The organism is Streptomyces sp. NPDC001157 (assembly GCF_053598255.1).
In genome coordinates this window covers 16,906-29,228 of the sequence record NZ_JBSFJW010000016.1, presented here as the reverse complement: position 1 = coordinate 29,228, position 12,323 = coordinate 16,906, and the positions used below count along the sequence as shown (strand labels likewise).

11 protein-coding genes are annotated in these 12,323 nt (G+C 71.7%); 10 read left to right on the top strand and 1 reads right to left on the bottom strand.

Features of this window, described 5'->3' with window-relative positions:
- Positions 1-142: 142 nt before the first annotated feature.
- The 10 genes from hrcA to ACWDAG_RS25900 all read left to right on the top strand — a co-directional run bounded on the left by hrcA (position 143) and on the right by ACWDAG_RS25900 (position 10,967).
- Positions 143-1,159 (top strand): heat-inducible transcriptional repressor HrcA, encoded by a 1,017-nt coding sequence (gene hrcA, locus ACWDAG_RS25945; RefSeq protein ID WP_450697963.1) that lies wholly within the window; start codon positions 143-145, stop codon positions 1,157-1,159.
- The gene (dnaJ, locus tag ACWDAG_RS25940) at positions 1,160-2,296 is read left to right on the top strand and encodes a molecular chaperone DnaJ (protein WP_450697962.1); all 1,137 of its coding nucleotides are present in this window, start codon (positions 1,160-1,162) and stop codon (positions 2,294-2,296) included. It abuts the gene before it with no gap.
- A 204-nt stretch (positions 2,297-2,500) separates the two neighbouring features.
- Positions 2,501-3,577, top strand: a complete 1,077-nt coding sequence (locus ACWDAG_RS25935) for a nitronate monooxygenase (protein ID WP_450697961.1) — start codon at positions 2,501-2,503, stop codon at positions 3,575-3,577.
- Entirely contained in the window at positions 3,574-4,326 is a 753-nt protein-coding gene (locus tag ACWDAG_RS25930; RefSeq protein WP_450697960.1) for a 16S rRNA (uracil(1498)-N(3))-methyltransferase, read from the top strand. The genes ACWDAG_RS25935 and ACWDAG_RS25930 overlap by 4 nt, the downstream gene beginning before the upstream one ends.
- Before the next feature lie 19 nt (positions 4,327-4,345).
- A complete protein-coding gene (locus ACWDAG_RS25925) occupies positions 4,346-4,738 on the top strand; it encodes a VOC family protein (protein WP_115908233.1) in 393 nt (130 codons plus the stop codon).
- Positions 4,739-4,816: 78 nt separating this feature from the next.
- On the top strand, positions 4,817-5,383 hold the full coding sequence (locus tag ACWDAG_RS25920; RefSeq protein WP_450697959.1) for a hypothetical protein: 567 nt from the start codon (positions 4,817-4,819) through the stop codon (positions 5,381-5,383).
- A gap of 45 nt (positions 5,384-5,428) precedes the next feature.
- A complete protein-coding gene (locus ACWDAG_RS25915; protein ID WP_450697958.1) occupies positions 5,429-8,626 on the top strand; it encodes a S41 family peptidase in 3,198 nt (1,065 codons plus the stop codon).
- Positions 8,627-8,691: 65 nt separating this feature from the next.
- Positions 8,692-9,045 (top strand): histidine triad nucleotide-binding protein, encoded by a 354-nt coding sequence (locus ACWDAG_RS25910; RefSeq protein ID WP_450697957.1) that lies wholly within the window; start codon positions 8,692-8,694, stop codon positions 9,043-9,045.
- 6 nt (positions 9,046-9,051) lie between these two features.
- Positions 9,052-9,957, top strand: coding sequence for a ribonuclease Z (locus ACWDAG_RS25905; RefSeq protein ID WP_450697956.1), 906 nt, complete (start codon positions 9,052-9,054; stop codon positions 9,955-9,957).
- Between the two features lie 20 nt (positions 9,958-9,977).
- Positions 9,978-10,967, top strand: a complete 990-nt coding sequence (locus ACWDAG_RS25900; RefSeq protein ID WP_450697955.1) for an adenosine deaminase — start codon at positions 9,978-9,980, stop codon at positions 10,965-10,967.
- Here ACWDAG_RS25900 and ACWDAG_RS25895 read toward each other — a convergent pair.
- A complete protein-coding gene (locus tag ACWDAG_RS25895) occupies positions 10,964-12,157 on the bottom strand; it encodes an MFS transporter (protein WP_450697954.1) in 1,194 nt (397 codons plus the stop codon). The genes ACWDAG_RS25900 and ACWDAG_RS25895 overlap by 4 nt on opposite strands.
- Positions 12,158-12,323: the final 166 nt, after the last annotated feature.

The window sequence follows — 12,323 nt, the reverse complement described above, 5'->3', positions numbered from 1 at the left end:
CTAGCGGTACGCCCCGTTCAACGGGGGCCGACCTTGCCCCGGGTGTACCCCACCGCCGTACACTGGCCGGTAACGGCTGGCACTCGGACGGACAGAGTGCCAGGCGAGCGCCGAGGGGACGACTTCTGGAGGTGTGCGCTAGATGCTGAGTGAACGACGGCTCCAGGTGCTGCGCGCCATCGTCCAGGACTACGTCGGCACCGAGGAGCCGGTGGGCTCGAAGGCCCTGACCGAGCGGCACAACCTCGGAGTGTCCCCGGCGACCGTACGCAACGACATGGCGGCCCTGGAGGACGAGGGGTTCATCGCCCAGCCGCACACCAGCGCCGGGCGCATCCCCACCGACAAGGGCTACCGGCTGTTCGTCGACAAGCTCGCGGGCGTCAAGCCGATGTCCGCACCCGAGAAGCGGGCCATCCAGAACTTCCTGGACGGCGCCGTGGATCTCGACGACGTGGTGGCGCGGACGGTTCGGCTGCTCGCCCAGCTCACGCGACAGGTGGCGGTTGTCCAGTACCCGTCGCTGACCCGGTCCACCGTGCGGCACGTGGAGCTGCTCTCGCTCGCCCCCGCGCGCGTGATGCTCGTGCTGATCACCGACACCGGGCGGGTCGAGCAGCGCATGGTCGACTGCCCGGCGCCGTTCGGGGAGGCCTCGCTCGCGGATCTGCGGGCGCGGCTCAACAGCAGGGTCGCGGGCCGCCGCTTCGCCGACGTCCCCCGGCTCGTGGAAGACCTGCCCGAAGGCTTCGACGTCGAGGACCGGGGTACGGTCTCGACAGTGCTCTCCACACTTCTGGAGACACTGGTCGAGGAGAACGAGGAACGGCTGATGATCGGCGGCACCGCCAATCTGACCCGTTTCGGACATGACTTCCCCCTCACCATCCGCCCCGTCCTGGAGGCGCTTGAGGAGCAGGTCGTGCTCCTCAAGTTGCTTGGCGAGGCGGGGGATTCGGGCATGACGGTGCGCATCGGGCACGAGAACGCCTATGAGGGACTCAACTCCACTTCCGTGGTGTCGGTCGGCTACGGTTCGGGCGGCGAGGCAGTCGCCAAGCTCGGCGTGGTCGGACCGACCCGCATGGATTACCCGGGAACGATGGGAGCGGTACGCGCAGTGGCACGGTACGTCGGACAGATCCTGGCGGAGTCGTAAGTGGCCACGGACTACTACGCCGTTCTCGGCGTGCGCCGCGACGCGTCGCAGGAAGAGATCAAGAAGGCCTTCCGGCGGCTCGCGCGCGAGCTGCACCCGGACGTCAACCCGGATCCGAAGACCCAGGAGCGGTTCAAGGAGATCAACGCCGCCTACGAGGTGCTCTCCGACCCGCAGAAGAAGCAGGTCTACGACCTCGGCGGCGACCCGCTCTCGCAGGCGGGCGGCGGTGGCGCGGGCGGCTTCGGCGCGGGTGGCTTCGGGAACTTCTCGGACATCATGGACGCGTTCTTCGGTACGGCGTCGCAGCGCGGACCGCGTTCGCGTACGCGCCGGGGCCAGGACGCGATGATCCGGCTGGAGATCGAGCTCGACGAGGCGGCCTTCGGCACCACGAAGGACATCCAGGTCGACACGGCGATCGTCTGCTCCACCTGCAACGGTGAGGGCGCGGCGCCCGGTACGACCGCTCAGACGTGTGACATGTGCCGCGGCCGCGGTGAGGTGTCGCAGGTGACGCGGTCCTTCCTGGGCCAGGTCATGACCTCGCGGCCCTGCCCGCAGTGCCAGGGCTTCGGGACGGTCGTTCCGACGCCGTGCCCGGAGTGCGCCGGTGACGGTCGCGTACGGTCCCGCCGTACCCTCACGGTCAAGATCCCGGCCGGTGTCGACAACGGCACCCGCATCCAGCTCGCGGGTGAGGGCGAGGTCGGCCCCGGCGGCGGTCCCGCCGGTGACCTGTACGTCGAGATCCACGAGCTGCCGCACCCGACCTTCCAGCGGCGCGGCGACGACCTGCACTGCACGGTCACCATCCCGATGACGGCCGCGTCCCTCGGCACCAAGGTGCCGCTGGAGACGCTGGACGGCATGGAGGAGGTCGACATCCGGCCCGGCACCCAGTCCGGCCAGTCGATCCCGCTGCACGGGCGGGGCGTCACGCATCTGCGCGGCGGGGGGCGCGGCGACCTCATCGTCCACGTCGAGGTCCAGACCCCGACCAAGCTGGACCCGGAGCAGGAGCGGCTGCTGCGGGAGCTGGCGAAGCTGCGGGGTGAGGAGCGGCCGACGGGGCAGTTCCAGCCGGGGCAGCAGGGGTTGTTCTCGCGACTCAAGGATGCGTTCAACGGCCGCTGACGGGGTGGCTGCGGGCGGCTGCTTTCGCCCCCGCCGCCCTTACCCTTCCCGTCACCCTTCCCGTCCCTGGGGGCTGCGCCCCCAGACCCCCGCTTTCGGCCTGAACGGCCTCGTCCTCAAACGCCGGACGGGCTGAAAGTGCAGGCACGTGCCAAGGGGATGGGCCGATTCGGACTTGTTCGGAGGACGTGACAACATGCCGTCATGTCCTCCGCACTGACCGATCTCTTCCCTCATCCGATCGTGCAGGCCCCCATGGCGGGCGGTGTCTCCGTGCCGCATCTGGCCGCCGCCGTGTGCGAGGCCGGGGGGCTCGGGTTTCTCGCCGCCGGGTACAAGACGGCCGACGGCATGTACCAGGAGATCAAGCAGCTCCGGGGGATCACGAACCGCCCCTTCGGCGTGAACCTCTTCATGCCGCAGCCCGAGTACGCCGACCCCGGCGCCGTGGAGATCTACGCCCACCAGCTGGCCGGGGAGGCCGCCTGGTACGAGACCGAACTGGGCGATCCGGACAGCGGTCGCGACGACGCCTACGACTCCAAGCTCGCCGTGCTGCTCGACAACCCCGTGCCGGTGGTCTCCTTCCACTTCGGGGTCCCGAGCCGCGAGATCCTCGACTCCCTCCGCCGGGCCGGCACCTTCACACTGGTCACCGCGACCACCCCCGAGGAAGCCCTCGCCGTGGAGCGGGCGGGCGCCGACGCGGTGATCGTGCAGGGCGTGGAGGCCGGCGGTCACCAGGGAACCCACCGGGACAACCCCGAGGCGGACGGCACCGGCATCGGGCTGCTCTCGCTCGTCGCCCAGGTCCGCGAGACCGTGAGCATCCCGATCGTCGCCGCCGGCGGCATCATGCGCGGCGGTCAGATCGCCGCGGTGCTGGCGGCGGGCGCGAGCGCCGCCCAGCTCGGCACGGCGTTCCTCGCCACCCCGGAGTCCGGCGCTAACGCCGTTCACAAGCAGGCGCTCACCAACCCGCTGTTCGTGCGCACGGAGCTGACCCGGGCGTTCTCCGGGCGCCCGGCCCGCGGCCTGGTCAACCGCTTCCTGCGCGAGCACGGCCCGTACGCCCCCGCCGCCTACCCGGAGGTCCACCACCTCACCTCGCCCCTGCGCAAGAAGGCCGCCGCGTCCGGCGACGCGCAGGGCATGGCGCTGTGGGCGGGGCAGGGGCACCGCATGGCACGCGAACTCCCGGCCGGGCAGCTGGTGGAGGTCCTCGCCGCCGAGATCGACGCGGCCAGGACAGCGTTGTCGGACAAAGGGGACCTGCGATGACCGCGCCGGTGTTCGTGGTCGAGTCGCTGGCGGGCGTCGGGCCCGGCTCGATCGTCGAACTGGACGGTCCCGAGGGGCGGCACGCGGTGTCCGTACGGCGGCTGCAGCCCGGCGAGGACGTGGTGCTGACGGACGGTCTGGGGCGCGGTGCCGCCGGTGTGGTCGTGCGGACGGAGGGCAAGGACCGGCTGTTCGTCGAGCCCTTCGAGTTCCCGGTCGAACCCGAGCCCAGCCCCCGTATCACCGTCGTCCAGGCCCTGCCCAAGGGGGACCGGGGCGAGTTGGCCGTCGAGACGATGACCGAGACCGGCGTCGACGCGATCGTGCCGTGGTCGGCGGCCCGCTGCATCACCCAGTGGAAGGGCGAGAGGGGACTGAAGGCCCTCGCCAAGTGGCGGGCCACCGCCCGCGAGGCCGGCAAGCAGTCCCGTCGGCTGCGCTTCCCCGAGGTCGCGGACGCGGCAACGACCAAGCAGGTTGCCGCACTTCTCGCCAAAGCCGACTTCGCCGCCGTACTGCACGAGGACCGCGACTACGCCAGTGAGCCGCTGGCGACCGCCGAGCTTCCCTCCGCGGGCGAGATCGTGCTGGTCGTGGGCCCCGAAGGGGGCGTGTCCGAACAGGAGTTGGCGCTCTTCTCGGAGGCGGGAGCGAAGGCGTACCGGCTCGGGCGTAGCGTGCTGCGCACATCGACCGCCGGCACCGCGGCGACCGCCCTGCTCCTGGGCCGCACCGGCCGCTGGTCCTGAACGATCACAGGGGAACACCATGGAACTCGCCCAAGTCCGGCTCCTCGTCAGCGACTTCGCCGCCTGCTACCGCTTCTACGCCGAGGTCCTCGGCCTCAAGCCGCAGTCGGGCGCGACCGCGGGCCCGTACGAGAAGTTCAGCCCGGCCACGGGCTCGGCGGGCATCGCCCTCCAGGACCGTTCGATGATGGCCGAGGTACTGGACGAACTGGGCGACACGGCAACGGGTCATCGCTCCCTTGTGGTGCTGCGCGTCGACGATCTCGACACCTACTGCGAGGAGATCGCCACCCGGGGCGCCGTCCTCCTGCACGGCCCGGCCCCCATGACGGACCGCATGCGGGTGGCCCATCTCAAGGATCCCGAGGGGAACTTGGTGGAGTTGCAGGAGTGGCTGCTGCTGCGTGGCTGACCCGGTAGGCGCCCGCGGGCGCGTTCGTGACCGTATGCGCTCTACCGCCGGACGGCCCACGGTGGCAGGCTGCCGTCCATGGGGGCATTGAGGCGGATTTGGCGACGGCCGCGAGGACGGCGGGTGGCGGCCGCGGTGGGACTTGCCGTGCTGGGCGTCGGCGGGGCCGCGGCCTGTGACCCGGGTGGGCTGAACTCGGCGGCCGTGGCGTACACGACCGACCAGACCGCGACCAAGGAGCTGGAGCGGCAGCACGTCGATGTGCAGTGGCTCAGCTGCACGGCCAACTACGGGAACAACAAGGCCGCCACGGCCGGACGGACGGCGCCTTCGGCGAGCGAGACCACCGTCGCCAATGTCGACTGCCAGGGACAGACCAAGGACCGACGGGACATCACGGTCACCGGCAAGGTCACCCGGGCCGTCAACGGCGCCTGTGTGCGCGGCGACCTCACCGCCAAGGTGGGCGGCAAGCAGTGGTTCCATGTGACGGGGCTCGGCAACTGCAACGCGACACCGTCGCCCATCTTCAACAACCCCTCCAACGGAAACGGCGGGCAGCCCGGCGCCACCGTCACCGTGACGGTCACCAGGACCATCTGGTGCAAGGGGGATCCGCAGTGCTGGCCCGTCCAGGGCAAGTGATCCAAACCGCTGACCTGGAGTGGTGTCACTGCGTAGGGTGATCGGGTGACACAGTCTGCGACGCCTGCCTACCTCCGGTTTCCGCACCTGTGGGGCGAGTTGGTCGCCTTCACCGCGGAGGACGACGTGTGGCTCGCCCCCGTCGACGGTGGACGCGCCTGGCGGGTCAGCGCGGACAACACACCGGTCGCCCTACCCCGCATCTCGCCCGACGGCACGACCGTCGCCTGGACCTCCACCCGCGACGGCGCCCCCGAGGTGCACATCGCCCCGGTCGTCGGCGGACCTTCCAAGCGGCTGACCCACTGGGGCAGTTGGCGCACCCAGGTACGCGGCTGGACCCCGGACGGGCAGGTCCTCGCGATCACCACTCACGGCCAGGCGAACCTGCGCCGCAGTTGGGCGCACTCCGTCCCGCTCGACGGCGGACCTTCCACCGTCCTGCCGTACGGCCTCGTCGGGCATGTCGCCCACGGGCCGAGCACCGTTCTGCTGTCCGCACCCATGGGGCGCGAGGCCGCCTGGTGGAAGCGTTATCGCGGGGGCACCGCGGGCAAGCTGTGGATCGACCGGGAGGGGCAGGGCGAGTTCGTACGGCTGCATGAAGAGCTCGGCGGGAACCTGGAGTTCCCGGTGTGGGCGGGGGAGCGCATCGCCTTCCTGTCCGACCACGAGGGCGTCGGGGCGGTGTACTCCTCCCTGGACGACGGCTCCGACCTGCGTCGGCACACACCGCTGGACGGCTTCTACGCCCGGCACGCCTCCGGCGACGGCACCCGTGTCGTCTACGCCTCGGCCGGTGAGCTGTGGATCCTCGACGATCTCGACGGAGCCGAGCCCCGCCGCCTCGACATCCGGCTCGGCGGGCAGCGCGCCGAGCGGCAGCCGTTCGCCGTGAACGCCTCCCGCTGGTTCGGATCGGCCGCCCCCGACCACACCGCGCGCGGCAGCGCGGTCGCCGTACGCGGAGCCGTCCACTGGGTCACCCACCGTGCCGGTCCCACCCGTGCGCTCGCCGCCGAACCCGGCGTACGGGCCCGGCTGCCGCGCACCTTCCGCGCCGAGGGCGAGGAATGGGTGGTGTGGGTGACGGACGCGGAGGGCGAGGACGCCCTGGAGTTCGCGCCCGCCACCGGTCTGGCACCCGGCGCCACCCCGCGCCGCCTGGCCGCCGGACAACTCGGCCGCGTCCTCGGGCTCGCCATGGCGCCCGACGGCAGCCGGGCCGCGGTCGCCGCGCACGACGGACGCGTCCTGCTCGTCGAGCGGGAGACGGGCGAGGTCCGCGAGATCGACCGCAGCGAGGACGGGGACGTCACCGGCCTCGTCTTCTCGCCGGACTCGGCCTGGCTCGCCTGGTCCCACCCCGGCCCGCGCCCGCTGCGCCAGCTCCGCATCGCCCACACCACCGACCTGACGGTCACCGAGGCGACCCCGCTGCGCTTCCGGGACTACTCACCCGCCTTCACCCTCGACGGCAAACACATCGCCTTCCTCTCCAACCGCTCCTTCGACCCGGTCTACGACGAGCACGTCTTCGACCTCGCCTTCGTGGTCGGCGACCGCCCGCACCTGATCACCCTCGCGGCGACCACGCCTTCCCCCTTCGGCCCGCAGCGGCACGGACGCCCCTTCGACACCCCCGACAAGGACGAGACCCCGGACAGCGAGGGCACCCCGGCCACCCGCATCGACCTCGAAGGCCTCGCCGACCGGATCGTGCCCTTCCCGGTCGAGGCCGCCCGCTACTCCGACCTGCGTGCAGCGAAGGACGGCGTGCTGTGGCTGCGCCACCCGGTGCAGGGCGTCCTCGGGGTGTCCAGGGCCACCCCGGACGATCCCGACCCCAAGACCGAGCTGGAGCGCTACGACCTCGCGCAGCACCGCCTGGAGCACCTCGCCACCGACGCCGACCACTTCCGGGTCAGCGGCGACGGAAAGCGGCTGCTGCTGTGGACCGACGGCAAGCTGAAGGTCGTACCCAGCGACCGGCGTGCGTCCAACGACGACGCGAGCGACACCAACATCACCGTCGACCTGACCCGGATCCGGCAGACCGTCGATCCCTCGGCCGAGTGGCGGCAGATGTACGAGGAGACCGGCCGCATCATGCGGGACCACTTCTGGCGGCCGGACATGAGCGGCGTCGACTGGGCCGGCGTACTCGACCGCTACCGGCCGGTCCTGGACCGCGTGGCCACCCACGACGACCTCGTCGATCTCCTGTGGGAGGTGCACGGCGAGCTCGGCACCTCGCACGCCTATGTGATGCCGTACCGCGGATACGGCAACGGGCCCCGGCAGGGGCTCCTCGGCGCCGACATCTCCCTTCACGAGGACGGCAGTTGGCGCATCGACCGCATCCTGCCGACCGAGACCTCCGACCCCGACGCCCGCTCCCCGCTGGCCGCGCCGGGCGTCGCGGTGCGGGCAGGGGACGCGATCGCCGCGGTGGGCGGGCGGCCGGTGGACCCGGTGACCGGGCCCGGACCGCTGCTCGTCGGCACGGCGGGCAAGCCGGTCGAGCTGACGATCTCGCCGGCCGGCGGAGGCGAGGTGCGGCATGCGGTGGTCGTGCCGGTCGCGGACGAGGAGCCGCTGCGGTACCACGCGTGGGTCGCGGACCGGCGGGCCTACGTCCACGAGAAGTCCGGCGGCCGGATCGGCTATCTGCACGTCCCCGACATGCAGGCGCCGGGCTGGGCCCAGATCCACCGGGACCTGCGGGTCGAGGTGGCCCGGGAGGGACTCGTCGTGGACGTCCGGGAGAACCGGGGCGGCCACACCTCCCAACTCGTCGTCGAGAAGCTGGCACGGCGGATCGTCGGCTGGGCCGTGCCGCGCGGCCTGCGCCCGTACAGCTACCCGGCGGACGCACCCCGCGGCCCTGTGGTCGCCGTGGCCAACGAGTTCTCCGGCTCCGACGGCGACATCGTCAACGCGGCCATCAAGGCCCTGGGCATCGGCCCGGTCGTCGGCACCCGGACCTGGGGCGGTGTCATCGGCATCGACAGCCGCTACCGCCTGGTCGACGGCACGCTCGTCACCCAGCCCAAGTACGCCTTCTGGCTGGAGGGTTACGGCTGGGACGTCGAGAACCGCGGTGTGGACCCGGACGTGGAGGTGATCCAGCGTCCGCAGGACTACGCGGCGGGACGGGACGTCCAACTGGACGAGGCGATCCGCGTCGCGCTGGCCGCCCTGGAGGAGACCCCCGCCAAGACACCCCCGAGCCTGGACTGACGTCCCTCGATACGATGCCCCCGTACTCGATCAGTGTGATCGATCAACCGGCTTGAGGAGACCACATGGCAGGGGAGTCGCAGGACGACTGCCTGTTCTGCAAGATCGTCGCGGGGCATGTCCCGGCCACGATCGTCCGCGAAACGGAGACCACCGTCGCCTTCCGGGACATCAACCCCCAGGCGCCCACCCATGTCCTGGTGATCCCCAAGGCGCACTACAGGAACGCGGCCGAGCTCGCCGCCGCCGAACCGGTGCTCGCCGCGGACGTCCTGCGCGAGGCCCAGTCGGTCGCCGACGAGGACAAGCTGGACAGCTACCGCATCGTCTTCAACACGGGCCCCGGCGCCGGCCAGACCGTCTGGCACGCCCACGCGCACGTCCTCGGCGGCCGCGGCCTGCAGTGGCCCCCCGGGTAACCGACCGTGTCCGTACGTGAATTGGTGGTCCTCGGCACCGCCAGCCAGGTCCCCACCCGGCACCGCAACCACAACGGCTATCTGCTGCGCTGGGACGGCGAGGGCATCCTCTTCGACCCCGGCGAGGGCACACAGCGCCAGATGCTGCGTGCCGGGGCCGCCGCGCACGACCTCAACCGGATCTGCGTCACCCACTTCCACGGCGACCACTCCCTCGGCCTCGCGGGCGTCATCCAGCGCATCAACCTCGACCGGGTCCCGCACGAGATCACCGCGCACTACCCGCGCTCCGGCCAGCGCTTCTTCGACCGCCTGCGCTATGCCACCGCCTACCGCGAGACGGTCGACCTCACCGAGGCTCCCGTCGACACGGACGGCCCCGTGGCCGTCACGCCGTCGTACACCCTCGAAGCCCGCAAGCTCTCCCACCCCGTGGAGTCCTACGGCTACCGGCTGACCGAACCCGACGGCCGCCGGATGCTCCCCGACCGCCTCGCCGCGCACGGCATCAAGGGCCCGGATGTGGGCCTCATCCAGCGGGAGGGCGCGCTCGGCGGGGTGTCCCTGGAGGAGGTCAGCGAGGTGCGCCGCGGCCAGCGGTTCGCGTTCGTCATGGACACCCGTCTGTGCGACGGGGTGCACGCGCTCGCCGAGGGCTGCGACATGCTCGTCATCGAGTCGACGTTCCTCGACGAGGACACCGACCTCGCGGTCGAGCACGGCCACCTCACGGCGGGCCAGGCGGCGACCGTCGCACGCGAGGCGGGCGTACGGCACCTCGTGCTCACGCACTTCAGCCAGCGCTACACCGAAGCGGACGAGTTCGAGCGGCAGGCGCGGGCGGCGGGCTTCGAGGGCGAGCTGACGGTGGCGCACGATCTTCTGCGGGTGCCGGTTCCGAAACGCCGGTAAGGCGCCCGTACGATGCTTTGATGCCCCTCCCCAAAGCTGAACTGCACCTGCACATCGAAGGCACCCTGGAGCCGGAGCTCGCGTTCGAGCTGGCAGCCCGCAACGGTGTCGAGCTGCCGTACGCCGACACGGACGAACTCCGCAAGGCGTACGACTTCGAGGACCTCCAGTCCTTCCTGAACCTGTACTACGAGCTGATGGCCGTCCTGCGCACCGAGCGGGACTTCGAGGACCTCGCGAACGCCTATCTGGCCCGCGCCGCCGCGCAGGGTGTGCGGCACGCGGAGATCTTCTTCGATCCTCAGGCGCACATCGCGCGGGGCGTGGGCATGGGCACGGTCGTGGAGGGGCTGTGGCGGGCGCTGCGGCACAGCGAGTCGGTGCACGGCATCTCCACCCGGCTGATCCTGTGCTTCCTGCGGGACGAGTCCGCCGAGTCGGCGCTGCGGACGCTGGAGGCCGCGAAGCCGTACCTGGACCGGATCACCGGCGTCGGCCTCGACTCCGCCGAGGTCGGGCACCCGCCGGTGAAGTTCCGCGAGGTGTACGAGGTCGCCGCCGCGCTCGGTCTGCGCCGGGTGGCGCACGCCGGGGAGGAGGGGCCGCCGGAGTACATCACCGAGGCGCTGGACGTGCTCGGCGTGGAACGCGTGGACCACGGGCTGCGGTGCATGGAATCCCCCGAGCTGGTCGAGCGGCTGGTCCGGGAGCGCATCCCGCTGACTCTGTGCCCGTTGTCCAATGTCCGCCTCCGGACGGTCGACACCCTCGCCGACCACCCGCTGCCGGCCATGCTGGAGGCGGGGCTGCTGTGCACGGTCAACTCCGACGACCCCGCGTATTTCGGCGGCTATGCGGGCGACAACTTCGACGCGGTGGGCAACACCCTGGGGCTGAGTGAAGACCGCCTGCGCGAATTGGCCCGCAACTCCTTCCTCGCCTCATTCTTGGAGGATGACGAGGAGCGGCGGGCCAGGTATCTCGCAGAGGTGACGGCCTACAAGTTCTAGGCTGCCTTGGCAACGTCCGGCGCCGCCCCGCGCCCCTTGAGGGGCGCGGGGAACTGCGCGACAAGCCCCCACCGGCCCGCGCGCGAAGCAACAACCGTCATCGGAACGGTGATAACCAGCAGCCCCACCGCCAGGACCACGCCCATCACCGGGAACCCCGCCTGCGCCGCCAGCACGCTGCCGGTCAGCGGGCCCGCCGCCGTTCCCAGGGAGGACGCCGAGCCGACGAGGACCGCCCAGCGGCCGCGGGGGTCCAGGGAGGCGGCCAGGCCGATCACGTACGACAGGACGACCGGGTAGAGCACGTTCCAGGCGATCTCACCGCTCGCGAAACGCGTCAGGTCGGTCGCGGACGCGCTGAGCACGATGCAGCCGGAGATCAGCGCCGTTCCCGCCCCGATGGGCAGCGCACGGCCGAACCGTGGCCCGACCGCTCCCGCGCCGACGACCCCCAGCAGTCCCGCGCCGAGCGCCACCGCGAAGACGGCGCCGACGGTGGCCTCCGCGAGGTGTGCCTGGGCCAGGCCGATGCGGCCGCTGACGCCCCACAGCGCGTTCTGCACGAGCGACCAGCAGAACATGGCGAGGGCCAGGACCAGACCGGAACGCCGGTGGGGGAGGCGGGTGCCGTCGAGCGGGCTGTGCGCGACCGCCGTACGGACCGGGAGCCGGCCGGTGAGCGGCCAGACGGCGAGCGCGGTGAGCGCGAGCGCGGCGAACGGCTGTCCATGGCCCGCGCCCAGGTGAGGGATCGCCAGATACAGGGCGCCGGCGAGCGCGGAGACACCGAGCAGGCCCAGCGTGGTCGTCCGGTGCGGGTCCGGCTGGGCGGCGATCCCGGTCGCGGCGACCGTTGTCGCCGTACCGGAGCCGAAGCCGCCGACGAGCGCGCCCGCGACGACCGCGGGGACGGCATCGGTGAGCGCGGCGCCGCCGTAGCCGACGACCGCGAGCACGAGACCGAGGCGGGCCAGGGCGCGCGGGCCGACGCGGTCGACGCGGGAGGCCAGCAGGAAGCCGGCAGCGGCCGAACTCAGCAGCAGCGCGCTGCCGATGGCGCCCGCCTCGGTCGCGGAGAGCGCAAGCCCCGAGTCGAGCCGTCCGACGGTCGTCGGCAGCAGATACGGAGCGAGGTACCCGGCCGTGAAAAGGGCGACGAGGGGCCAGGCGGTGGTGCGAGGGGCGGACACGGGCGTTCCCAGGGCATGCGAAAGAAGCGGCTCAAGAAGGGGTTGGGCGACGACCGTCGACGGACAGGAACGCGCGGAGAATTTGTATCAAGCACGCGGTTCGGGAAAGAAGCGCGGGGGGTGTGATGTGGCGCACGTTGCGTTTGGGGCGGGAAGGGTCGGGTAG